Annotated in this window: 25 protein-coding genes and 1 tRNA gene; 14 read left to right on the forward strand and 12 right to left on the reverse strand. The window is 48.6% G+C overall.

The genetic code is table 11. The features are described from left to right. Nucleotides 1-2: 2 nt before the first annotated feature. A complete protein-coding gene (locus tag KP80_RS12995; RefSeq protein ID WP_052284070.1) occupies nt 3-449 on the reverse strand; it encodes a YccF domain-containing protein in 447 nt (148 codons plus the stop codon). 123 nt (nt 450-572) lie between these two features. Between KP80_RS12995 and helD the strand changes: the two genes are divergently transcribed. Then, complete coding sequence (helD, locus tag KP80_RS13000) at nt 573-2627, forward strand: DNA helicase IV (protein WP_052284071.1); 2055 nt, start codon at nt 573-575, stop codon at nt 2625-2627. Nucleotides 2628-2670: 43 nt separating this feature from the next. Here the strand turns inward: helD and mgsA are convergent, their stop codons facing one another. Further along, nucleotides 2671-3129, reverse strand: a complete 459-nt coding sequence (gene mgsA / locus KP80_RS13005; protein ID WP_052284072.1) for a methylglyoxal synthase — start codon at nt 3127-3129, stop codon at nt 2671-2673. A 133-nt stretch (nt 3130-3262) separates the two neighbouring features. On the opposite strand from mgsA, the gene KP80_RS13010 reads away from it, so the two are divergent. Then, nucleotides 3263-3676 (forward strand): CoA-binding protein, encoded by a 414-nt coding sequence (locus KP80_RS13010; protein ID WP_052284073.1) that lies wholly within the window; start codon nt 3263-3265, stop codon nt 3674-3676. A gap of 43 nt (nt 3677-3719) precedes the next feature. On the opposite strand, the gene hspQ is transcribed toward KP80_RS13010, so the two are convergent. Together hspQ and rlmI are read right to left on the reverse strand one after the other, a co-directional pair. Continuing rightward, nucleotides 3720-4037, reverse strand: a complete 318-nt coding sequence (hspQ, locus tag KP80_RS13015; protein ID WP_052284074.1) for a heat shock protein HspQ — start codon at nt 4035-4037, stop codon at nt 3720-3722. 70 nt (nt 4038-4107) lie between these two features. Next, entirely contained in the window at nt 4108-5298 is a 1191-nt protein-coding gene (gene rlmI, locus KP80_RS13020; protein ID WP_052284075.1) for a 23S rRNA (cytosine(1962)-C(5))-methyltransferase RlmI, read from the reverse strand. 142 nt (nt 5299-5440) lie between these two features. Here rlmI and yccX point away from each other — a divergent pair, with 142 nt between their 5' ends. Next, complete coding sequence (gene yccX / locus KP80_RS13025) at nt 5441-5719, forward strand: acylphosphatase (RefSeq protein ID WP_269432224.1); 279 nt, start codon at nt 5441-5443, stop codon at nt 5717-5719. On the opposite strand, the gene tusE is transcribed toward yccX, so the two are convergent. Together tusE and yccA are read right to left on the reverse strand one after the other, a co-directional pair. Beyond that, complete coding sequence (tusE, locus tag KP80_RS13030) at nt 5716-6045, reverse strand: sulfurtransferase TusE (RefSeq protein ID WP_052284077.1); 330 nt, start codon at nt 6043-6045, stop codon at nt 5716-5718. The genes yccX and tusE overlap by 4 nt on opposite strands. 89 nt (nt 6046-6134) lie before the next feature. After that, a complete protein-coding gene (yccA, locus tag KP80_RS13035; RefSeq protein WP_052284078.1) occupies nt 6135-6794 on the reverse strand; it encodes an FtsH protease modulator YccA in 660 nt (219 codons plus the stop codon). A 235-nt stretch (nt 6795-7029) separates the two neighbouring features. Here yccA and KP80_RS13040 point away from each other — a divergent pair, with 235 nt between their 5' ends. The 5 genes from KP80_RS13040 (at nt 7030) to KP80_RS13060 (ending at nt 10466) form a co-directional block, all read left to right on the forward strand. Further along, complete coding sequence (locus tag KP80_RS13040; protein ID WP_052284079.1) at nt 7030-8649, forward strand: ABC transporter substrate-binding protein; 1620 nt, start codon at nt 7030-7032, stop codon at nt 8647-8649. A gap of 144 nt (nt 8650-8793) precedes the next feature. Further along, nucleotides 8794-8881, forward strand: a tRNA-Ser gene (locus tag KP80_RS13045). A 445-nt stretch (nt 8882-9326) separates the two neighbouring features. Continuing rightward, on the forward strand, nt 9327-9575 hold the full coding sequence (locus KP80_RS13050) for a type II toxin-antitoxin system HicA family toxin (RefSeq protein ID WP_052284148.1): 249 nt from the start codon (nt 9327-9329) through the stop codon (nt 9573-9575). Beyond that, the gene (locus KP80_RS13055) at nt 9568-10026 is read left to right on the forward strand and encodes a type II toxin-antitoxin system HicB family antitoxin (RefSeq protein ID WP_052284080.1); all 459 of its coding nucleotides are present in this window, start codon (nt 9568-9570) and stop codon (nt 10024-10026) included. The genes KP80_RS13050 and KP80_RS13055 overlap by 8 nt, the downstream gene beginning before the upstream one ends. Beyond that, nucleotides 10026-10466 (forward strand): hypothetical protein, encoded by a 441-nt coding sequence (locus KP80_RS13060; RefSeq protein ID WP_052284081.1) that lies wholly within the window; start codon nt 10026-10028, stop codon nt 10464-10466. Before KP80_RS13055 ends, KP80_RS13060 begins: the two co-directional genes overlap by 1 nt. A 361-nt stretch (nt 10467-10827) precedes the next feature. Here KP80_RS13060 and KP80_RS13065 read toward each other — a convergent pair whose 3' ends face one another. The 6 genes from KP80_RS13065 to KP80_RS13085 all read right to left on the reverse strand — a co-directional run bounded on the left by KP80_RS13065 (nt 10828) and on the right by KP80_RS13085 (nt 16036). Continuing rightward, nucleotides 10828-11859 (reverse strand): tyrosine-type recombinase/integrase, encoded by a 1032-nt coding sequence (locus tag KP80_RS13065; protein ID WP_052284149.1) that lies wholly within the window; start codon nt 11857-11859, stop codon nt 10828-10830. After that, entirely contained in the window at nt 11798-12076 is a 279-nt protein-coding gene (locus tag KP80_RS22480; RefSeq protein WP_072129105.1) for a DUF4224 domain-containing protein, read from the reverse strand. Before KP80_RS22480 ends, KP80_RS13065 begins: the two co-directional genes overlap by 62 nt. A 69-nt stretch (nt 12077-12145) precedes the next feature. Next, nucleotides 12146-14632, reverse strand: a complete 2487-nt coding sequence (locus tag KP80_RS13070; RefSeq protein WP_052284082.1) for an exonuclease — start codon at nt 14630-14632, stop codon at nt 12146-12148. A 141-nt stretch (nt 14633-14773) separates the two neighbouring features. After that, on the reverse strand, nt 14774-15118 hold the full coding sequence (locus KP80_RS13075; RefSeq protein WP_082221741.1) for an Rrf2 family transcriptional regulator: 345 nt from the start codon (nt 15116-15118) through the stop codon (nt 14774-14776). A 41-nt stretch (nt 15119-15159) separates the two neighbouring features. Then, complete coding sequence (locus KP80_RS13080) at nt 15160-15345, reverse strand: hypothetical protein (RefSeq protein WP_052284084.1); 186 nt, start codon at nt 15343-15345, stop codon at nt 15160-15162. 301 nt (nt 15346-15646) lie between these two features. Beyond that, complete coding sequence (locus KP80_RS13085; RefSeq protein ID WP_052284085.1) at nt 15647-16036, reverse strand: helix-turn-helix domain-containing protein; 390 nt, start codon at nt 16034-16036, stop codon at nt 15647-15649. A 101-nt stretch (nt 16037-16137) separates the two neighbouring features. Between KP80_RS13085 and KP80_RS13090 the strand changes: the two genes are divergently transcribed. The 6 genes from KP80_RS13090 (at nt 16138) to KP80_RS13110 (ending at nt 23977) form a co-directional block, all read left to right on the forward strand. Next, nucleotides 16138-16353: a transcriptional regulator gene (locus KP80_RS13090; RefSeq protein WP_052284086.1), complete on the forward strand. Its 216-nt coding sequence runs from the start codon at nt 16138-16140 to the stop codon at nt 16351-16353. A gap of 2 nt (nt 16354-16355) precedes the next feature. Then, entirely contained in the window at nt 16356-16910 is a 555-nt protein-coding gene (locus KP80_RS13095; RefSeq protein ID WP_052284087.1) for a toxin YdaT family protein, read from the forward strand. Nucleotides 16911-16956: 46 nt separating this feature from the next. Then, nucleotides 16957-17973, forward strand: coding sequence for a DnaT-like ssDNA-binding domain-containing protein (locus tag KP80_RS22485; RefSeq protein WP_072129106.1), 1017 nt, complete (start codon nt 16957-16959; stop codon nt 17971-17973). Further along, entirely contained in the window at nt 17885-18430 is a 546-nt protein-coding gene (locus KP80_RS13100; RefSeq protein WP_231625924.1) for a replication protein P, read from the forward strand. The genes KP80_RS22485 and KP80_RS13100 overlap by 89 nt, the downstream gene beginning before the upstream one ends. A gap of 14 nt (nt 18431-18444) precedes the next feature. Beyond that, the gene (locus tag KP80_RS13105) at nt 18445-18885 is read left to right on the forward strand and encodes a PerC family transcriptional regulator (protein WP_052284088.1); all 441 of its coding nucleotides are present in this window, start codon (nt 18445-18447) and stop codon (nt 18883-18885) included. An 814-nt stretch (nt 18886-19699) separates the two neighbouring features. Beyond that, entirely contained in the window at nt 19700-23977 is a 4278-nt protein-coding gene (locus KP80_RS13110) for an autotransporter outer membrane beta-barrel domain-containing protein (RefSeq protein WP_156315654.1), read from the forward strand. Nucleotides 23978-24147: the final 170 nt, after the last annotated feature.

The following is a 24147-nucleotide window of genomic DNA, read 5'->3' on the forward strand; positions in this document are numbered from 1 at the left end:
ATTTACTGAAAACGACGGCGAGCGTTAGCTTCGCGGGCTGCTCGGGCGACTTCAACAGGTACCACACGACGGCCAACCGGCCACAGGGCGATAGCGGCAATTTTGAAGTTTGCGATACCCACTGGGATACCAATAATCGTCACACATTGTGCAATACCCGCCATGATGTGGGTCAGGCACAGCCACCAGCCAAACAGCACCAGCCAGACAATATTGAGCACCGTGCCGCCAGCATTCATCACGCTGCTTTTTGCACCAGGCTCTAATTCGTCTACATGTACCGCTTCATTGCCGTAGGGCAGCAGCGACAGCTTGGTAATTTCCCAGCATGAGCGCGTGAGCGGCAGAGTGATAATGAGCACGATACTGAACAGCGTTGCTATCAGCCAGCCCAGTGTTGTCAGAAAACCACCTAATACAAAATTCAAAATATTCAGAACAGTACGCATAAATCCTCTGTGCAGTGCTGTGAAAAATAAGACCTAATGATTGTAACGTTTTTTTAGGCTGGAGCACCTATTCTCTGGCGGTTACACTGTGAGATATCGAAAAAAGTCAGGACTCGGCATGACATGGAATTAAAAGCAACGACGCTGGGCAAGCGCATGGCGCAGCATCCTTACGACCGGGTTGAGCTCCTCAACGCGGGCGTCAGGGTATCGGGCCCTCAGCACGAATATCTCATTCCTTTTAATCAGTTATTAAGTATCAACTGCAAGCGCGGCTTGGTATGGGGCGAGCTGGAGTTTGTTCTGCCTGAGGATAAGGTGGTTCGCCTACATGGCACTGAGTGGGCAGATACGCAGCGCTTCCATCGTCATCTGTTGGGGCTATGGCAGGAATGGAGCGCAGAAATGAGCGCTATCGCCGCTGAGCTCCTTCAGTCGCAGTTGTCCATTATCGCGGGAAGCAGCGTTGAAACTCAATGGTTGACCCGGCACAAGGCGCAGGCAATCCGCCAGCAAATTGTCGCGGCTCTTGAAGGGCTACCGTTGCCGACCAGTCGTCTTGCCGAGTTTGATAACTGCCGCGATGCCTGGCAGCAGTGCCAGGCCTGGCTGGCTGATAAAGAAAGTGGCAGGGCGAAGCACAACCAACGCTACACTGAGGCCATGCTTTCTCAATACAGCGAATTTTTTGCTCAGATTGAATCCTCACCGTTAAATACGTCACAGGCGCAAGCCGTGGTGAACGGCGAACGATCGCTGCTGGTGTTGGCTGGTGCGGGTAGCGGTAAAACCTCCGTGTTGGTGGCGCGCGCGGGATGGCTGTTGGCGCGCGGTGAAGCGTCGGCCGAGCAAATACTGCTGCTGGCGTTTGGTCGTAAAGCGGCGCAAGAGATGGACGAGCGTTTACAGGAGCGGCTGCATACCGACGCGATTACAGCGAGAACCTTCCACGCGCTGGCGCTGTTTATCATTCAGCAGGGAAGTAAAAAAGTGCCGGTGGTCAGTAAACTCGAAAATGATGCCGCGGCGCGCTATGCCCTGTTCACCGAGTGTTGGCAGTCCCAGTGCCGGGAGAAAAAAGCCCAGGCGAAAGGTTGGCGGCTTTGGCTGCAGGACGAGTTGGGCTGGGATGTCGCTGATGACAACTTCTGGGAAAATGAAAAAATCCTCAAGCGAATGGGCAGTCGCCTGGATCGCTGGGTAAGCCTGATGCGGATGCACGGCGGTGCACAGGCAGAAATGATTGCTGCTGCACCGGAGGAAGTCCGCGAGCTATTCGGTAAGCGGATTAAGTTGATGGCGCCATTGCTGAAAGCATGGAAAACCGCGCTGAAAGATGAGGGGGCGGTAGATTTCTCAGGGCTTATCCATCAGGCGATTATCATTCTGGAAAAAGGTAAATTTGTCAGCCCGTGGAAGCATATTCTGGTTGATGAATTTCAGGATATCTCTCCGCAGCGAGCGGCGCTTTTGGCGGCGCTGCGAAAACAGAATTCACAAACCTCGCTCTATGCGGTGGGGGATGATTGGCAGGCTATCTACCGCTTCAGCGGTGCGCAACTGTCGCTGACCACTGCGTTCAACCACTATTTTGGTGAAGGGGATAACTGTGCGCTGGATACTACCTACCGCTTCAATGGCCGTATTGGTGAGATAGCCAACCGCTTTATTCAGCAAAACCCGCATCAATTAACTAAGCCGCTTAACAGTTTGAGTGTGGGAGATAAAAACGCGGTCACGCTGCTGGAAGACGACAAGCTTGATGATTTGTTCGATAAACTCAGTGGTTACGCCACCCCTGACCAGCGAATTTTGGTGCTCGCTCGTTATCATCATCTGAAACCGGCCGCGCTCGGCAAAGCGGCAACCCGATGGCCAAATCTTAATATTGATTTTATGACCATCCACGCCAGCAAAGGCCAACAGGCAGATTATGTCATTGTATTGGGGCTTCAGGAGGGTTTTGATGGTTTCCCGGCCCCTACGAGGGAGTCGATTATGGAACAGGCGTTACTGCCGGAGCCGGAAGATTTCCCGGATGCAGAAGAGCGTCGGTTGCTGTATGTCGCTATCACGCGTGCGAAGCAAAGAGTGTGGCTGTTGTTTAATAAGGCCCAGCCATCGCCGTTTGTTGAGATTTTAAAGCAGCTGTCGGTACCCGTGGCACGCAAACCGTGATGAGAACCGGCGCCGCTGTTGCGGTGCCGGAATGTGTATCGGTTTACTTCAAGCGTTCGGCAAGATAGCGCTGGTAATCTGGGATCAGAATATCAACCGGCTCACCGAATTTGGGTGACTGGATAATAAAATCAGCGGTGGAGGCGTTGGTGGCAACAGGAATGTTCCAGACGGTTGCCAGACGCAGCAAGGCTTTGACGTCCGGGTCATGCGGTACTGCGTTAAGCGGGTCCCAGAAGAAGATCAGAACATCAATTTTACCTTCCGAAATCAGCGCGCCGACCTGCTGGTCGCCGCCCATTGGGCCGCTCAGTAGAGCTTTAACTTCCAGGCCCGTTGCTCGCTGCACCAGATTACCAGTAGTGCCGGTGGCGGACAGCGTATGCTGTGCCAGGCACTCTTTATGGCGCTGTACCCATTTCATCAGCATATCTTTGCAGTGGTCGTGCGCAACCAGCGCAATGTGTTTACGCGCCGCCAGGGTGCGAGTAGTGAGTTCCATAAAACCATCCCTAAGTGTGTAATCCAGACAGATTACTGCAAGCAAATCAGGCTGCAAGCCCTGATTGGCAAAAATTTGACGCGCGACAGCGGTGGTCTGACATACACTTAAGTGATTGGCCAGGAGGATAATGATGACTGAAAACGATATTGCCAGTATTTTGACCACAACGCGCACCATCGCGCTGGTGGGAGCCAGCGATAAACCGGACCGCCCGAGCTATCGGGTCATGAAATATCTGTTGGATCAAGGCTATCACGTGATCCCGGTTTCACCTAAGGTAGCCGGTGGCACACTGCTGGGGCAAAAAGGCTACGCCACGTTGGCAGACGTGCCGGAAAAAGTGGATATGGTTGACGTATTCCGCAATTCGGAAGCCGCGTGGGGCGTTGCGCAGGAGGCGATTGCGATAGGTGCAAAAACGCTGTGGCTGCAGCTTGGTGTCATCAATGAACAGGCTGCGGTTCTAGCGCGCAATGCAGGGCTGAACGTGGTGATGGATCGCTGTCCGGCAATCGAAATACCGCGGCTTGGTCTGGCGAAGTAATAAAAAACCCCGCATAGCGGGGTTTCTTCATTTTAGCGGGCGACTAGTTGCGTAGCCGCGGTGCCTGTAGCTGTCGGCGAATGGTGCGGGCCAGTTCATCCATCGTGGGTTGCTCTGGATGATCCTCACGTGGCTCACTGCTTAACTGCGCTTCGGCCAGATAGGTGTGCATTGGCTGGCCGTCATCGTCTTCCATCACCACGTGATACCAGGGCAACGCACGAAGCTCATCGTTGGCCGCCAGATCGTCGGGCTCGGGATCGTCAAGCGAGTAAACCGGGTCGATATCCACCACCACACCCAGATAGCCCAACAAGGAGTGACGCACCTGTTGGCCAATACCGAATTTGCTGGTAATCATCATATACACCTCCCGGGAAACAGCGCCTACTACCTACTCTTTATATATAGACACCATTTCGCTTTTCAAGTTACATGACGCGGCAGGCAAATCCTTTCAAGTACAGTCCTTCCGGGTACGTCGCAATCACCGGGTGATCGGCTGCCTGACGGAACTGCTCTATAAATTGTACATCACGACCGGCATCTACAGCGGCATCGGCGATGATTTTCTGGAATAAATCCGTAGTCATCAGGCCTGAACAGGAGAAGGTCAGCAGGATCCCGCCCGGGTTCAGAAGCTGAATCGCCAGCATATTGATGTCTTTATAGCCACGGCAGGCGCCCATCAGCTGATTTTTGTTTTCAACAAATTTCGGCGGATCCATGACGATGACATCAAACTTTTCGCCCTGATCGCGATATTTACGCAGCAGTTTGAACACGTCATCACGAACAAACTCCGCTTTGCTCAGATCAAGCTTATTCAGCTCAACGTTCTGGCGCGCAATATCCAGCGCTTCCTGAGAGGTATCAACGCTGGTGACCTGGCTGCATCCGCCCATCAGTGCGGAAACGGCAAAACCACCGGTGTAGGAGAAGCAGTTCAGCACGCGTTTATTAGCCACGTAGCGGCGGGTTGCCAAACGGCTGTCGCGCTGATCGAGGTAGTAGCCCGTTTTATGGCCGCCCTGGATATCGACCAGCAGCTTCATACCGTGTTCTTCAATCGGTAGAAGGGCTGGAGGTAATTCGCCGGTCACCGGGCCTTGAGTCAGCTCCATCCCTTCTTTTTTACGCACGGCCACGTCGCTGCGATCGTAAATGGCACATTCTGGATAGAGCGTTTGCAGCGCGCTAATCAGGGCGGCTCGCTGGTATTCGGCACCAGCGCTCAGCAGCTGCAGTACCAGGAATGAACCAAATCGGTCGATAGTGATGCCCGGTAAACCGTCGGATTCACCAGCAATGAGACGATAGCTGTCCAGCCCGTCTTTTTGCGCCAGCCAGTCACGCCAGCTTTGCGCTTGCTGTAGACGGCGGACGAAGAAATCAATGTCGATGGTTTCATTAGCGTCAAATGTCCAGACGCGGGCACGGATTTGCGACGCCGGAGAATAGGCACCGCGGGCTAACCATTTACCCTGATGGTCAACAATATCAATGGTCTCGCCGAGGTTGGCTTTGCCTTCCATGCGGGCGACCGCGCCGGAAAAGACCCAGGGATGACGGCGCAGCAATGATTTTTCGCGCCCTTTGGCTAACACTAAACGTACACTCATAGTTTTTATATCTGGTCATTTGAAGGAATCAGGCTGCATTTTCCCGACTTCCCCGCACAAATGCAACGAACGACGGAAGAATGTGACGGCGATTAACGCTACAGTGTCAGAATGACGTGAACAGACGGGAGAGGAAATTCGCGTGGAGAAATGTGTAATTTGTTGGGTTTACGGTATGGTTCAAGGCGTCGGCTTTCGCTACTTCACGCAACAGGAAGCGGGACGTCTTGGGCTGCACGGCTATGCGAAAAATCTGGATGACGGCAGCGTCGAAGTCGTGGCCTGTGGTGAAGACGAGCGGGTGGAAAAACTGCTGACATGGTTAAAATCCGGTGGCCCACGCAGTGCCCGGGTTGATAAAGTTTTGTCAGAGCCTCATCAACCCGAAAAAGCGTGGAGCAACTTTAGCATACGCTATTAGATGCATTTCACCGGCTTAGGCAGGCCCGCAATTTTCGTTGCCTGTTTGGCCGGGCCTTTCGGGAACAGACGATATAGATAGCGGCTGTTACCTTTCTCTTCGCCAAAGGTGTTAGCCATCGCTTTCACTAGCATACGGATAGCCGGTGAGGTGTTGAACTCAAGGTAAAAGTTACGCACGAAACGAACCACTTCCCAGTGTTCAGGGCTCAGCTCAATCCCTTCATTGGCCGCAATGACTTGCGCCAGCCCTTCGCTCCACAGCGTGGTGTCTTTAAGGTAGCCTTCGCTATCGGTATCAATTTCGGTGTTTTCGTAGATAAGCATAATATTTCACACAGCAAACAGATGGCGGGCAGTGTAGCAAATAAAAAGGCCCCGCATAAGCGAGGCCTTGATACTGAAGCAGCTTAGGGTTAGTCGCGGCTTGCGAAGCCCAGGATGCTCAGCAGGCTGACGAAGATATTGTACAGGGAAACGTACAGGCTCACCGTCGCACGGATATAGTTGGTTTCACCACCGCGGATAATGTTGCTGGTCTCATACAGGATTGCGCCGGAAGAGATCAGGATGAACACCGCGCTGATCGCCAGGTGCAATGCCGGAAGCTGTAGGAAGATGTTCGCCACCATACCAATCAGCACCACCACGATACCCGCCATCAGCATGCCGCCGAGGAAGGACATATCCTTACGGGTGGTCAACACGTACGCTGAGCAGCTGAAGAACACCAGCGCTGTACCGCCTAAGGCCATACCGATAACGTCGCCCATGCCCGCAGACAGGTAAGCGTTCAGAATTGGCCCCAGGATATAGCCCAGGAAACCGGTGAAGGCGAAAGCGGACAGAATACCAACCGGTTTATCTGCTGTTTTATAGGTCAGGAACATCAAACCGTACATGCCGACCAGCGTCAGGATTAATCCTGGAGACGGCAGCATCAGCACGGTGCTGGCGGTGGCGGTGATGGCAGAAAATGCCAGCGTCAGGCTCAGCAGGAAATAGGTATTACGCAGGACTTTGTGCGTGCTCAAAAGCGATGAGCGGTCACGCGATGATGTAATTATGCGATCCATGAGTCACTCTCTTATGACAGATGTTATTAGTGGCTCAGCATAAGAAATCTTTCCTTTATACCCAAATGTTTTTACCCATCTTTACTCTGCCTTATCAGGGGATTACTGCCTGTTCACAAAATTTAGGGGAAAGCGTGAAAGAGCGAGATCAATCTCTTATAGGTTGTTGAAAGAACTTGCGTAATTTCGTATCCGTGCCAAGAGTGAAAAGGGTTAAAACAACAAGGCAATGGAAATGAAAATACAAAAACATAACTACATCACAATGGTCATTCTGGCAATGGGTATGGCAGGAGCTGCACAGGCCGCAAACGTGCCGGAGGGTACTGCGCTTGCTGACCAGCAAACGCTGGTGCGCAGCAACGGTAACGAACCGGCGTCGCTAGATCCGCATAAAGTGGAGAGCGATGTCGAATTCAACATTATCAGCGATCTGTTTGACGGACTGGCGGCGGTGAAGGGCGATGGCAGCATTGAGCCGCGTCTGGCAGAGTCCTGGGACAATAAAGACAACACCGTCTGGACCTTCCATCTACGTCCCGGTATTACGTGGGCAGATGGCTCCGCCATTACCGCGCAGGATATTGTCTGGAGCTGGCAGCGTTTGGTGACGCCAGCCACCGGTTCACCATATGCCAGCTACCCTGGCAACATGCATATTGTTAACGCCGCCGATATCGCACTGGGCAAAAAAGATCCTGATACGCTCGGCGTGAAGGCGCTTAACGACACCACTTTAGAAGTCACGCTATCGCAGCCAACTTCATCGTTCCTCGCCATGCTGGCGCACCCTTCGCTGGTACCGCTCGATAAAGTCTTGATTACTCGCTATGGCGATAAATGGGTTAAGCCGGAACATTTTGTTGGCAGCGGCGCATATACTTTATCTGATTGGGTCGTGAACGAGCGCATCGTCGCCGTCCGTAACCCGCGCTACTGGGATGATAAGCACACGGTCATTAATAAAGTGACCTATCTGCCAATTCGTTCTGAGGCGGCGGACGTTAACCGCTATAAAGCGGGCGAGGTCGATATTGTTTATACACTGCCGATTAATCAGTTCAGCCAGTTGCAGAAAACGCTGGGCGATGAGGTTGATGTCTCACCACAGTTAGCCACCTATTACTATGAATTCAATACGACCCGCGCGCCGTTCAACGATGTGCGCGTGCGCCGAGCGCTGAATATGGCGCTGGATAAAGACATTATTGCCGATAAAGTGTTGGGGCAGGGGCAACGTCCGGCGTGGGTCATTAGCCAGCCGGAAATTGGCGGCGTGAAGCTCCATGGGCCAGATTACGCCTCCTGGCCTCGCGACAAGCGTATTGCGGAAGCGAAAAAGCTGCTGGCGGAAGCGGGATTCAATGATTCACATCCACTGTCGTTTAATCTGCTTTATAACACGTCAGAATCACACCAGCGGATAGCCATTGCGGCAGCATCGATGTGGAAGAAAAACCTCGGTGTGGAAGCTAAGCTGCAAAACCAGGAATGGAAAACCATGCTGGATACCATGCACACCGGCAACTTCGATGTGGTGCGTTACGCCTGGATTGCCGATTACGACGATGCCTCAACCTTCCTGAATACCTTCCGTACCGGCGACAGCGAAAACACGGCGAAGTACAGCAACCCGGATTATGACCAGGCGCTGCGCGATGCGGCGAAGGCGCAGGATGCGGCCCAGCGTGCCAGTGATTATCAGAAAGCGGAAGATATGCTGGGGCGTGATGTGCCAGCGATTCCGGTGTACCACTACGTGCGTACGCACCTAGTGAAACCGTGGGTTGGCGGATTTACGCCGGATAGACTGGGGTATTACTACACCAAAGATATGTATATCAAAAAACACTAAGTAGAAAAAAGGCGGCTAAAGCGCTGTAAAACTAGCCGTTTTGTTGTTTTTTCAGACGAACAACAACTTTTTGGCTGTTTTTCAGGCAAACGAACATATTGGTGCTTTACAGGTCCGTTCGGGATGTTTATAGTGCGCCTCATTGGAAGCGTGGCCGAGCGGTTGAAGGCACCGGTCTTGAAAACCGGCGACCCGAAAGGGTTCTAGAGTTCGAATCTCTACGCTTCCGCCAAATTAAACAAGGGGTTACCGAAAGGTAGCCCCTTGTTGTTTCTGGTTCTTGGTATAGTGTTGGTATATTCACTTGGTATATCCACCCCTTCTCCTGTTACTTTCCTGTTCATCTTTTATCTGTTCCGCTTTACAACAACCTTCTTTTTATTGATACAATGCCTGTATGGTTTTTAGCCCATTGTGCGTCAAGGATTTATCATCGTATCAATCGGGTGGGGTGTTGCACTCATTGGATAAATCTATCTAGTCATTGTTAGTCAGTTCGTAATTTTGAAAACCATCCCAACCTTATGTTTTTATTCATTTTTATCATGAATGTACTAATAACCCCGGAATTTTAGATGTGATTTTTGTCTTTCTTGATGATCTTTCTGAAATTTTTCCGGTACAATAGTCTGCAACTGAATTTTAGTTGCAATCAAGCTCTTGATGGATATACTGGAATGAGTAAAAGCAAGAAACTAAGGGAGCGATTGGCATCGCTACCAAAAGATTTCACCTGGGAAGAGCTTGTTACACTTCTGGGGCAGTATGGCTTTAAAATTCTTAATGGCTCTGGTTCAAGAAGAAAATTTGTTAATGAGCAGAGCAGGTTGATTTCATTTCACTGTCCACATCCGGGTAATATAGTAAAAGGGTATGTACTCAAGGAAGTTAAAACTCTTTTAGATGAGCTAGATAATTATGAGTAATATGCTGAAATATAAAGGTTATTTTGGAAGTGTTGAGTTTTCTCTTGAGGACGGTGTCCTTCATGGGAAAGTTCAGTGCGTAAATGATCTTGTGACTTATGAAGCTGAGAGTCTTGATGGCCTTAAAGGGGCCTTCGAAGAGGCTGTTGATGATTATCTGGATACATGCAAGATCCTGAACAAGGATCCAGAAAAACCTATGAGCGGCACATTCAACGTCCGCATCGGTTCTGATTTGCACAAAAAAGCCTACTTGGCAGCTTGCGCTGATGGAAAAAGTCTAAACGACTATGTAAAAACAGCCATTGAAGAGAAGGTTGCTGGTAAGAAAGAGATTCACTTTCACTTCGAGAAACGCGAAAGAACAGAGATTTATTCTCAAGAATATTTCGCCACTTCAGAGCGCGAGACTAAGTGGGTCGGGGATATTGAAAAAGGAACTCGTCACTAATGCTGGAAAGAATAAAGTTCAAAGGTTTTGAGGTTTCCTCATCACAATTTATTGAACACAAAGACAGTGATGGTGGGCGGTATAAATTAGTCGTTAGTGACTGCGATTTCGGTTCTGGTTATGACGAAGAGCAAGAAAAATGCTGGGCCCAACTAACTATTGATGCTTCAGTTAAAGGTTATGACGATGGTGCTCTTGATGATCTAGACAATCCAGATGAAGAAGGTCTGGCATTTGAAGTTAATCTTAAGATTTTCATCTTCTATGATATTGAAGGTAAAGAGCCTATTGAAGAAGAGTTTTATGAATCTAACCAATGGTTCTTTGAAAACTTCACTTCAATTGCGTTGAAACTCGCGTTTGAATCTACGTTGGAACGCACACCAATGCGTACCATCAAGCTTCCATGGTCGGTACCATTAGTATCAGTGGAAGAGTAAAAAAGACAAAGCCCTGCTGAGAACAGGGCTTTTGAAGGTGTGGGAAGTCTGAGAAACTTTCCACTGTGTATGGAGGTATCCCATCCGCTACACTTGTTTAAGGCAAAAGAAGTTTAGCGGTTCTCCCAACAATGCGCAACCTGTATGGGTTTACAGGTATGCAGGGATCGTAGACTATATGGCTATGGGAACCTGTCGCAAATGTGGGAATACTTGTGAAATTATTTTCCGCTACACCACCTGTGTAGATGGCGTTGTTCGTCACGCTAAAAAAGGAAAACCATTTCCTATTCCGCTTTGCAACTGCTCTGAAAAAAAAGCAGCGTAATCTTTAGCAAGGCCCACCGTTTGGTGGGCTTTTTTATTTGTCCCTCTTATCAAGCATAGGGACCTTTAATGTCGGCGATATTTTGATCTTTCTATCGTAGGTCGTAACTTGATTTTCGGTTTTGTGTCCGCTGAATAGCTGCTTGTCTTTACTGCTACCTTCAAAATCTGAAATCGCCTTAGCTTTGATATCGTGGAATGTTCCAGGGATCTTTTTCCCTAATTTCAGTCCTGCTGCTTTCTTGGCATCATTCCACCAGGTATTGAACGTTTTACGGTTCAGTCTCCCCCCTGATGGGCTAGGGACTACAAAACCAGCGGCAGACCTTCCAACTAATTGCGCCAGCGCTTTATCTATCGCTGCGCGTAGCCGTGGAGTCCATTCCTTAATCTGTTTTTTCCCTGTTTTGTTTTGCTCAATAAAGATTCCATCCGTCATAAGATCCTGCACCATCAAGTCAAAAACGTCGCCCTCGCGTGCTGCGCACAAATACGATATTTCCATTGCTACCTGAACCTCTACGCGAGCATGTTCATAAATTGCCAGGTAGTCCTCGTCGGGAATATAGACATCACGATCAACCAGAGTAAATTTTCTAATCCCTTTGCATGGATTATTACGGACATAACCTCGTTCAAATCCCCAGCCAAATACCCGCGACATACTTGATACTTCCTGATTTGCCTGGTTCTTACTGCTGATCCCTCTCTTATCCATATAAATGCGGACTTGCTCAATTTTAATATCGTCGGCTTTGACCTTACCGAATACTGCTAACAGTTTCTTTTCGTGCTGGTGGTAATCCTTCTGCGTTCTGGCCGCTAGTTCTGTAAACGTTGGGCTTGCCAGAAACATTCCCCACAGTTTGGAAAATGTCATTACGTCGTGACGTTTGGCTTTTTCCTCCTCATATCTCCGCCAAAGTGCGGACATGCTGGTTTCTCTGATCTTCCCAAGGGTTATGCTTAATTTCGTTCCCTTGGGCTTCCACACATAGCTGTACTTATTTTTGGTAACCCTGGGCGGCAGCTGCGCATCCGCGGGGTTTTTTCGTGGTCGTCCCATAAATGGCGTCGAAATTTGGTTCCGTTGCAACATACTCATCAACCTTTGGTAATTCAGTAATATCTGGCTCCAGATTTTTACGCAGAACAATCGGCCTGTTTCTACCATCGATGGTGAAAGGGATTCCGTGACATCTGAGCTGTCGCTGCTGTTCTGTGTAGCGTCTGTAACCTGTTATTTCTTCTATTTCCGCCGGTGACAGTGTTAGGTTTTGCATAGCTATCACCTCAGATAGCCAGCCAGTTAAAAGTAACCGGCTGGTGGGCTGTTTTCTGAAAAGAAAAAATCAGTTATTCGTTAACTTCTGCCAGATGGCGGAAACATATTTGACCTGATGACGGGCATCAGAGAGGGCATTGTGCATGTCCCCATCAAATGGGATGTCGTAGCGCGGATTAATACCGATAGCTTTGCCCAGTTCTGTCATGGTCCGCACGTCGCGATCATTCCGGAACTTCCATGGACATTCGATATTGGCGCGATCATAGGATGAACGCAGGATCACGTTGTCGAACGACGCGCCATTTCCCCAAACCTGCACATCAGGACCAGCGTCTGAATTTTCGCTGATGAAATCAGAAAATAGCTCCAGCGCATCAATCAGCGGCATTGTGTCGGCCATAGCGATCGCCGAACGAGCCTCTGGAGATTGTTTTAACCACCAGATAATTGTCCCGGCGTCAGGGACACCACCAAGGAGCATGGAGGATTCAAGGGAAACCGCTGTATAAAACTCTGCCCCTGTATTGCCGGTGTTCGGGTTAAAGAACACTGCGCCGATCGAAACAATAGGAGCGTTTGATTTATTTCCCATGGTTTCGAGGTCAACCATGAGGTGCCGATAATCATCATTGTGATGACCGGTATCATTAATCATGGGATCTGTTTGATCACCATCTTCAACATTGCCTGCAGTTGTGTCAGTTGCTGTTTTGCTGATTGGCACTTCAGGAGCAATCGTGGCTTCATTACTGCGAGTTTCTTCCATCTGCACATTGCTGGTAGTCTCCAGATCTATTGCTGTATCAGGTGTCGCTACGGTTGTAATTAAGTTGTCGATGGAAAAGATCCCGTTACCGACATTGCAGACTTCAGTTGTTCTGGGTTTGGTGAGATCTTCATGAACCCATTCAGGATCATTCGGGTCGCTAATTCCCTCGACAAATTCACCGCGGCCGGCGGCGAGTCTTTTGCTCATATCGTCACGCAGAGAATCCTCAGTTGATACATCAGTGCTTTCATCTTCTGGGGAAGGTAAATGCCGGGCCGCAGCGAGTAATTCAGCGCTAGGGTTAGCGTGGTCCGTTTCCGTCAGATTTTTGCTGATATAAGCAAGGTGCTCGCTCGGGAATAAATGGATCTCCGGGCGTGCCTGGCGAATCAGGGCAAATATTGCGGCGCGGGAATAGTCCAGGATGCCAGCGGATTTCCGCAGCAATTCAGACCAGGCGCTAAACGCTGGCATTGTTTGCTTGTTTTTTACGATGTCCTTACTACGTTGCAGGATCCCTCGAGGGAATGCGTAAATATCAAAATCCATCGGTAGTAATGCGGCCGCGATATCGATGTCCAGCGTATCAAGGGAATGCTCTAACAAATCTCCGCGGTCTGTTTTGCCAACGCCGCCAGCGTTTGTCCCTGTGTCTGTGGTTTTCATTGGGATCGGACCACATGGTTTGCCTGTACGCCATGCTTTCACGAATACGCCGCGGTTGATATGCGGGGTAATCCACCAGTCACGGATGAAAGAGATTAACTGGTTGAGCTCTGGTTTTTTATTTTCAGACGGCCAGATTGATTTGATCGCTTCACACAGGAAACTAAGGTTTGCGTCGTTCGCCTTATCCTTAAACTCACCGGCGTTCTCGGCGGCCAGAAGCAGATTCTGAACGTAGCTGTTATCGGTGTCTGTTTCGGCGTCAGCGATTTGTTTAATCAGGTCTGTGTCGGCGATGGTCACCAGCTCATGAGTTAAGTATTGAGCCAGCAAACGACGGCGGAATGACATGCTGGCAACAGCTACCTGCAGGTTTTCTGGCTCGGTTTGTGGCTCTTGCTTCCGTGTCCAGGCTTCTACCACTGCAACGCGTTCATCTTCGGTGTCGCATGTTTCATAGTCCTGGACAAACAGGGCTATGTCCTGCCCGGTCATTTCATCAGTTTTTTCATGCCAGATTTCTGCTAACAGCTTAACCAGCAAACTACGCGCCGCACAGGCGCAGCCTGACTCAATAAGTTTTGCTGCGAGTTCATCTGTCAGTTCTAAAACATCCGGGGATGTTAGCGCAGCAGCTGCGACACACAGCGCATTGTGAGTACCGTCATTATTCTTGAGATATTCATTGATGGTGCTGACTTCTTCCTGTGATGGGTGCTGCTTGCCGTAGAGCCAGTGACAGGCCACCTGCTGAGCAGGGGAGAGCTCGCGAACAGAAATATAGTCGTTACTCTCTGTTTTAGTTTTTTCGGAAACAGCTGGTGGCGTGGCCTCCACAACGATTTTTTGCCAGCAGTTGTCGTCGTCGAGCTGGTAACGGTCGCACCAGGTGTCATCCAGTACGCTTTCTACTGGCAGATCGTCCAGAACAGGAAAGTTTGTGCGGATAGGGAGCTGGTGGTCGGCTGCACGCCCGACGGTGATCCCTTCATCCTCAAGAATGTTCAGTATCTCGCGGTCTGCTCGCGAATCAGATTTTGCAGAAAACCAGCAAAAAATGCTTTTAGCCTCAGTGGCTTTCGCTTTTGCTTTAATCAGGTACGCATAGTTGTTCATTGCGTTCGGGCTCCTTCAGGTTGTAAGATACCCGGCAGCTGATGGCAGCCGCCTTGGTGGTGGTCATTGGTCAAAACTCGAAACCGGAACGCTTTGGTCGGCTTTCCGGGTGCTTAACCCGCCTTGCGCGGGTTTTGTGCTTTATGGGGCTGGAGAATCGCCCCGCAGCAGCTGCGACACGTGAACGCCGTCAAGCGCTCGCAGGATAGGCTCAAAGGTTTTATGGGCTGGCAGTTTAGATACCGCAGTGATTACGTCTGTAACGGTGATGTCTTCGCCTCGAGGGCTATAACCGCCACCGGGTCCGCGCTGTGAGATAACCAGGTTACCGTTACGCAGCTTTTTGAATATCTGCTCAAGATATGAAGTGGACAGCTTTGATTCTTTGCTGATAGCCGTCAGGGACACCGGCGAACCATCGTACATTTTGTTCAGGGTAGCGACGGCCTGGACGGATGCCAGAACGCGTTTCATTCCAAATTCCATATTCACATCTCCGGCCGCAACGGCCATTGGTCAAAACTCGATTAGAAGCTTTTTACTGGCTGTTGGTCGGCAGCCGGGTCGCCTTTCTGGGCCAGGAAGTAGCAGAGTCGGCGGATCCACACTTCGATTAAATTCAATTTCACGGCTTGTTGCCGAGCTGGTCGGGCTGCAAAACAACTAAGCTTCACGGCCTGCTGGCGTGCTGGTCTGCGTGCAAAATCAATCATGATTTCTCCTGTGTGCCTTTAACGTCTGGCTGACGGAACGGTAATGCCTGCTGCGCGTTGATTCTTGTCATCTCATCCGGTGTTTCGTATGCCGCCGGCAGCTACTTCGTGGGCTTCCTGCCTTGATGACTCGTTGCGACGAAGGAATTAAAGCACTGATTTATATTTTATGTCAATCTTGGATTTATATGATTATAAACTTTTGCTTTAATACGAGAGAGAGGAGGCTGGAGTGGTGTTGTATGATGGGCGTAAAAAAACCGGCTAGGAGCCGGTTTGCATGTTTTAACGTATTGTTTGGCTAATTGTTATCATCAGCCTTCGAGCGACTACGGAGATATCTCTCAACATAATCATCGATTTCCTTTAAACGTAACTCAAAGGTATCGATCATTCTTTCCTGCTCAGCCTCAGGCAACTGCCTAAAAAGCCGCAGCATTCTATTCTCGTTGGGCTTGAGCCCTGAATCTTCTGAGACTTCCTCACCCAACAGCCAAGTAACAGAAACGTTGGCAGCGTCTGCAATTGCTATCGCAGACTTCTTGCTGATCACTCCTTTCTTAAACCACCCATTCACTGCTTGGGGCGTGACGCCTGCAATACGAGCCATATCAGCTTTGCTGATTCCCCTTTGGGTAATTTCTTCTAAACGAGCAACCAGTTGGTTGTTGAGTTCTTCAGTCTTTTTCATACACCCATTGTAAATGTTTGGTTTATAGTCACAATAAATTTACAGTTTGCATAATATGCAAACCTATGCTTTATTATGCCTAACTTAACTAGGAGATAGACATGACTGCCCTTGATAACGCAATTCGAGCTGCTGGCTCAGCCAATAAACTTGCTTCCACGATTGGTGTAAGTGGGATGGCTGTGAGTCAGTGGAAAGCAAAAGGCACAGTCCCTTCATCACGGGTTCTCCAGGTGTTTAACGCTACCGGGATTACACCCCATGAATTGCGGCCTGATTTATACCCAAACCCGACAGATGGGATTCCGAAGGAGTGATTATGCAAACCATCTCTTCTCAAAATCATACCGCAGTGAAAGGTATGCAACTGAAAACAAAAAATCAGTATTCGCCACGTCGCCGCGATGGCATGCAGTGCCAGAAAATTTATGCGGCAGTGCAGGAATGGGAATCCACGATTCCTGGCAAAGCACAGGATGTGGTGGCGCAGCTGGTGGCCGAACGGTGGGAAAAACAAAACGGTCGCGGCATCAGTGTTAACAAGCAAAACCTGTACCGCTATCTGAAGAACGAAAACGGTTCTGAGAAATACACCGGATATGTCATCCAGCTTTCCACGGCGATTGCTGATGCGATGCCGATTGAAGTAGCCCGTAAGTACGGTTTAAAGCGCGGGTTAACGGAAACAGAGCTGGTGGCCAGTGCGATCAAAGAGTGTAGCGATGCTCACCAGGCGAAGTTGTTAGGCGCTCCGGTTAAGAAGCTTGAACGCGAGATAAGAGAGGCTGCAATCGCATTGTTTAACCTGCTTCCAGCAGATCTGGCGGGACCACTACTGGCGAGCGTAGCCGCCGTAGCGCCACAGTGTTTTTAATCGAGTTTTGACCAATGAGTACCGTAAAGAATCGAGAGGAGGCCGCATGAGCATTGACGCAATGCGATGGGCCAAAAAGGTGAAGACCGGGAAATCATCTGCAAAGGCGGTATTAACCTGGCTTGCAGATATGTGTGGGGCGGATCTTTGTGCTTTCCCATCCATTCCAGCGCTAGCCGAAGCAACTGAACTGGATAAGAAAACCGTTCAGTCCAGCCTGCAATATTTAGTGTCCGTTGGGCTGATTCAGGATACCGGTGAACGTCGGGGCAGGACAAAACAAATTCCTGTGTACCGTCTCCTTGGTGTGGAAGAAAGCATTGGAGATTTAGAACACACCCGAAAACGGGAACATTACCAAAATCGGGATCGTTTAAATGCACCCGAAAACGGGGTTGTTACACCATCAAACGATACCGAAAACGGTTGTGTTTCCGGTATGAAAAACAGCCAAACGATCCCGTTTTTTCCGTCAAACGATCCCAAAAACGGGATCCGGAATCTACCAAAGGAACCTAAAGATCTAAACCCCATACATAGAGGAATGGTCGGACCAGATACCCCGACTTATCCTGGACAGCCCGGAATTGCGTTTGGTGGTAGCCAGTCGTTTGGAAAATTCCAAATGTACCAGGGCTGGAAACCTTCCGGCGATTTCCAGCGGCAAGCGGTGCTTTGGGGGATGCCTGTTAAGCAAGGGCTAAACCTTCCGGCGGAGCTGAGTAGTTTCATTGCCTACTGGCAGGCTGAGGGGAAAGTTTTTCATCAAGTTCAGTGGGAGCAGAAGTTAGCCCGGCACCTAAACAGGGCAGTAGCCCAGTCAAAACCAGCACAAGGGGAAACAGGTTATGTGGGAACGCGAACTGAACCAGCAGCATCCAGAGCTGTTCAACAGATACGAGCAGCCCGTGAACAACGGCAACGCGCTGCAGAACACTCAGGCGAGCGAAACGGCCTGGCGTCTGTGGGAAGTCATGGGCGAGATATTTTCGAATCGCTGGATTCAGAAGAACGGGGAAGAACCGTCAGAACTCTGGATGGCCCAAATTGGAACGATGAGTGAAGCCCAGATTGCGCTGGTGTGTAGCCAGTGCATGGAGCGGTGTGCTTTGGGTCACACATGGCCGCCAGATCTTGCCGAGTTTGCTTCGTTGGTTTCTTCCAGCGGCGCCAACCCATTCAATCTGACCTCTGACGCCGTTCTTACAGAGTACAGACTCTGGCGAAACGAATCATACCGTTATTCGGGAAGCGACAAATACCCGTGGAAACAGGATGTGCTCTATCACATCTGCATTGAAATGCGCAGAACCGGAGTGGAAAGAAGCCTGACAGAAGGAGAACTAAAAAAGCTGGCAGATAAGTTACTGACGAAGTGGACGAAGCATCTGGCTAACGGCTTTTCAATCCCGCCGATACGCCGCCAGTTAGCTGCGCCAAGTCACCCTTCGGGGCCAACGCCAGCGCAAATTCTGATGGACGAGTACAAGCGTCGCAAAGCGGCAGGTTTAACCAAGTAAGCGAGTTTTGACCAATGACCAAAAAGACTAAAGACCGAGTAACTCAGGCGCGGCTGGTGCTCGCAGTTGTGGACAGAACGCCGGAATGTGTTCTGCAGGATATTTGCGAAGCGCTGGATCTTACGTCAAGCCGCGCGGGAAACCATCTGCGCCAGTTGTACTACGCGGGAAAGCTAGGCCGGATTAACAACGGTACTCAGTACGTTTACCGGGTGCGCGCCGGCGTTGAGATCCCCGATGTTGAATTGCCAGATATGGCGCCGCGCTGTGCACCAGAAAACCTGCTGGAAGTTCAGGAGGCGATGGCAAAGGCCAAAGCGCTTGAGAGCAAAGGGCTATGGCGGAGAGCTGCAACAGCTTACACTTTGATTATGGGGATGGCTAGAACATCAAATGAACTCTGGAGCATTGCCCGGTTGCGTACCCGATGCCTTAGGAATGTTCAAAGACATTAACTCCTTCTCAATACGACGAAGATAATTATGATTTAAATTCTGCTTCAAGTTTGCGCATATCTGGTATGTGAGGAGTTGTATATTCTCACTTCACTGTGTAGTGGTTCGTCTGATTGAAGCAACGCAGAGGGCTACTGCACATTACTAATGAAGTGTTTAATTTATTATTCTCAACACAATAAGTGCTATTAATTCTTTTACCCTGATAGCAGCTATATATATTTTGATTTTTTGTTTGATAGATTTGAGTGATGATTGTAATGTAATTAATTATCTGTAATTGCGTTGCTGTTGTATTTATTTTGTTTATTATTTGTTTCAATTGTGGTGTTTTCGGTGTTTTTTAACATTAAGTTAGCAATAGTTTCTGCGCGGTATGGTTCATTTGTATTACAAAATATTGGCTGGGGCTAATAGGACAATTACTAAACTATAAATTTAATTCTAGGGGGGAGAGGGGGAAGCTATTAGCAAAAATCCTTACAATTAAGAGTGTTAAAAATTAAATAATTATTAGTGTGCTAATTACATTGTTGGCAACATAGGATAATTCCTACTAATGATTTGTAATATTTTGAAATATATATAGGCAGTGATCTGATTATCAGATAAGCCAAAAAAATTTAAAATTGATTTGTATCATGAATGATATTTTTTCTCACATATGCTGTAGATGCTAATCCGCATCCAGTTAGTATTCATATCGGATACGTAAAAAAACATAGGGGCAACGTCATTAGCAATGCTTAGCCTGCGAGGACTCGTGCTATAGGCTAGACTTGCTAATCGGGCACCACAATCAGGATTAAAATCAATGAATCACGTCTATAATGTTGTCTGGAACCATTCTCTTTTGATATGGACCGTCGTATCCGAACTGGGTAAAGGGAAAACAAAATCCTCAACACCAAAAGCGAACTCAAAATCTACTAGAAATGCTTCTCTGGTTGCATCGGCATTACTTATCGTGAGCGGTAATGTGTACGCATATGACGTTAATGGATACACTGATTTTAATTCTTCGACATCGATTTCTGATGGCTTACAGTGGAATGGTACTGCAACAGTCCAGGTCGATCAGGGGGCTAATGTTACTGTTTCCAATGCGTCAGGCAGCTCAACATTGGATATGAATCCTGCTGGCGGCGGAAATACCTCTTTATGGATTCATGGGGGGACCCTAACCGCTAGTAATAATGGTAGCTTGCTCATGGGGACCAACAGCTTATTGCAGGTAGGTGGCGCCAAAGTTGGTGGGTTGACAAGCGAGCAATCTGGAGGTTTTGGGGGAACATTAACCGTTGGCGAGTTAAAAACCGCGACTGGAGCAACTGATGCCACAATCTGGATGTTTGGCTCCTCTTCCTCTACAGCTAAGTTAAATGCAGACAGCATTGATTTGGAGGCTGATAAAAATGATCTCTTCATTGACCGGGCTAGCGACACAGAGCTAGGATCTGACATTAATGTCACCAATGATATGACGATAATTAATAAGACCGGAGGCAGCTTCCTGTTAGCTGGTGGATCGAACATTAATGTTGGTGGAAACCTGTATCTTGATACAACGAATGGTTCATTTCTTGTTAGCAATGATAGTAGTACCAGGGGAATCAATGTCGGCGGTGATTTAACATTGATAAACAATGTTCAACTTTCTTCAGACATAAACTCAGTAAGTACAGAGGCTGGGATATACTCTGCTGTTGTAAATGTCGATGGTGATATTAATTTAGTAGGCAAGAATGTTGGTAGTACTGGTCTACAGATCATTAATGGAACTGGCACTGGAATAACCAGTCTTGGTGACTTCAATATATCTTCAACAGTGAGTGGAAACACTACAGATGTGATTTTTGGTCACGCTGCAAAAGTGACAAGTTACCAGGATATTACACTTAACAGTGTAGTTGGTGGTGCAACAAATCTTTACATCGGTGATTCTAAGTACGGAGCTCCTACCGATATTTCAGCGAAAAGCATTGATATGACAGGGGGGGGTAATAATAAAGTTATATTTAACAATAATATAAACACTCCAGCTGGTACCGGCTATTTATTTGATGTCGCGATTAACGGTAATGGATCTATTGAGCAGCAGTCTGGCCATACGACCCTAAGTGCGGCTTCCAACTTCAATGGGGGGACGGTCATCAGCGGCGGTTTGCTTTCCATTGCCAACAGTCAGGCTCTGGGTAGTGCCGGGGTCGCCATTAACACTGCAAATAATGATGATACAAAAGGGCTTGATATTGCCTACACAGATGGTGCGTCGTTCGGGAATCAGTTATCAGGTTCGGGATATACGACAGTATCTGGGATTGCGCGTATTGTTGGCTCTAACCAGGCTTATGCGGGTAACTGGAATATCACCGGTACTGCGATGACTGATAAGAACGTGTCTTCAACCCTCACTAATTTTGGTACCGGTGAAATCCAAATAGCTGATAGTGGTACCCTTATAGCAGAAACCGCGGGTGCGTTTGATTTCGTTAACCAGTTAGTCGGGAATGGCACTCTCATTGCTGACAATAACAATGCCGAGTTTAATTTTACCGCGGGTGCTGGCAATCAATTTGCTGGGGATGTTGTTTTAAAAAACAATACTTTCGATCTGGAAAACATCAATACCACAGCACTGACTAATGCTACTTTGCATGTCGGTACTGGAAATGCAACTACGGTAGGTATTGGGACCCAGAATATCGGGGGACTGGCCTTTAATGGCGGCAAACTCATTTTTGGCGATGTTAATCCGGGTGACACTACCAGTGATCGTTATATCGAAACCAGCAAGGAACTTAATTTGACTGGTACCGGTCAAGTCCAGATCAATGATGGCGCACCTTTTGAAAACCTCCCTCAAACGCCGAATACTGCCTTACCTTTGCTACAGCAAGATAGTGCCGGAGTCATGGTTAAATTGGCTGGGGCCAGTGGCACAGTAACTGGTGATGGCGGAAATCTTTCTTTCATCGATCAGAACGGCAATGTTATTTCCGAGAAGACATTCTCAAGCATTACTCAAAATGGCGAAACAGTTGCAATAGGAACCTATGACTATCGCCTTACTAGTGGTGATAATGCTGATGGCCTCTATGTTAACTATGGATTAACTGAGGTTGAATTATTGGCGCAAGGTAGTAACGCTTTGACGCTGAATGCTGAAGGTAATACCGGAAATGCTGCAGATTTAAGTGCGAAAGTCACCGGAACCGGCGATTTACGTATTGATTCCGATACTGCGGTTAGCTTGTCCAACAGTGATAACAGCTACAGTGGCCTGACTGATGTGGTCGCAGGTACACTGAAAATGGGTAATAACAACGTTCTGGGTAAGACCCGGTTACTGAATATTCGCAGCGGCAGTCAATTTGATATGAACGGCTACGCTCAGACATTACAGAATATTCAGACAGAAGCTGGAAGTTTACTGGACTTTAACCAGGGTAGTTTGACTGTAAGCAATGGGACAATTGCTGGTGACATGACTGGCGCAGGTAACCTGACCGTTACTGGTGGCATCGTCACGGTTAGCGGCAGCGGCGCTGGAATGACTGCTAAAACAACGATTGCTTCCGATGGCACAATCAATATGTTGTCTACCGATGCACTCGGTAGCGGTGATGTGGATAACCAGGGATTACTTGTGCTTGGGGAAAATGCCACAGGTACCACACCTACCGGTTACCAAATCGGTTCTTTGAGCAATAGCGGCACGGTTATGATTGGTCATAATGATGATGCAGGTAATGCAGTTGCGGGGACTACACTGACCGTCAACGGTAATTATGCTGGAGATAATGGGCACCTGCTATTTAATACTGTGTTAGGGAATGATAGCTCGGTCACCGACAAACTGGTGGTCACTGGTGATACGTCAGGCGATACTTCCGTTAGCGTAACAAATGCTGGAGGTACTGGTGACAGCACGTTGAACGGTATTGAACTTATTAGTGTTGGTGGCCAATCTGACGGTACCTTCACTCAGGCTGGTCGAATTGTTGCTGGTGCATATGACTATTCTTTGGTTCGTGGTACGGGCGATAATAGTAATAACTGGTATTTAACCAGCAGTCTGACACCGGTTGATCCACCGGATGAGCATGTGAATCGCCCGGAGGCAGGTAGTTATATTGCCAACATGGCAGCAGCTAATACCTTGTTCAACACTCGCCTACATGACCGCTTGGGTGAAACACAGTACGTTGATGCCCTGACTGGTGAGAAGAAAGTCACCAGCCTATGGCTACGTCAGGTTGGTAACCATAATAGTTGGCGTGATGGTAGTGGCCAGTTGAAAACACAGAGCAACAGCTATGTCGCGCAACTGGGAGGGGATGTTGCACAGTGGTCCACAGACGGTCTGAACAGAGGGCACATTGGCCTGATGGCAGGTTACGGTAATAACCACAACACGACCCGTTCTTCAGTTACGGATTACAATTCAAAGGGCTCACTTAACGGTTACAGTGTTGGTACTTACGGCACCTGGTTTGCAAACGATGCGGATAAAGCTGGGTTGTATGTAGACAGTTGGTTGCAGTATAGCTGGTTTAACAACCAGGTTAATGGACAACAACTTGCCAGCGAGAGTTACAAATCAAAAGGTCTAACGGCTTCTGTTGAGACGGGTTATACCATCAAGATGGGCGAATTTGCTGGTAGTCAAGGTTCGCTTAATGAATGGTTTATCCAGCCACAAGCTCAGGCAATCTGGATGGGCGTGAAGGCGGATGATCATCGTGAAGAGAATGGTACACGTGTCAGCAGTGATGGAGACGGTAACGTTCAGACCCGTCTTGGCATGCGGGCCTATCTGAAAAGCCACCATGCCATGGATGAAGGCAAAGGTCGTACTTTTGAGCCGTTCATAGAAGCGAACTGGTTGCATAACACTCGTACTTATAGCACGACTATGGATGGTGATCGCATTTCCCAGGCCGGAGCTCGCAATATTGGTGAAGTTAAAGTGGGTGTTGAAGGGCAGGTTAACTCTCGCGTGAATCTATGGGGGAATATTGGTACTCAGGTTGGTGATAAAGGGTACAGTGATTCTAGCGCTATGGTGGGGATCAAATATAACTTCTGATGCTATAGAGGTCGGGGATACACTCTGGTCTCTAACCTCCATAATCATTTCAATTTAGTTAATTATTCAAACCCGCTTCGGCGGGTTTTTTATTTCTTATACAAAACCCAATGGAAACATAGATGTATCATTGGCAAAAAATGCCTTCATGGGATTGATAAATTGCCTGC

This window comes from Kluyvera genomosp. 1 (genome assembly GCF_001266615.1).
GTDB classification, from domain to species: Bacteria; Pseudomonadota; Gammaproteobacteria; order Enterobacterales; family Enterobacteriaceae; genus Kluyvera; species Kluyvera cryocrescens_A.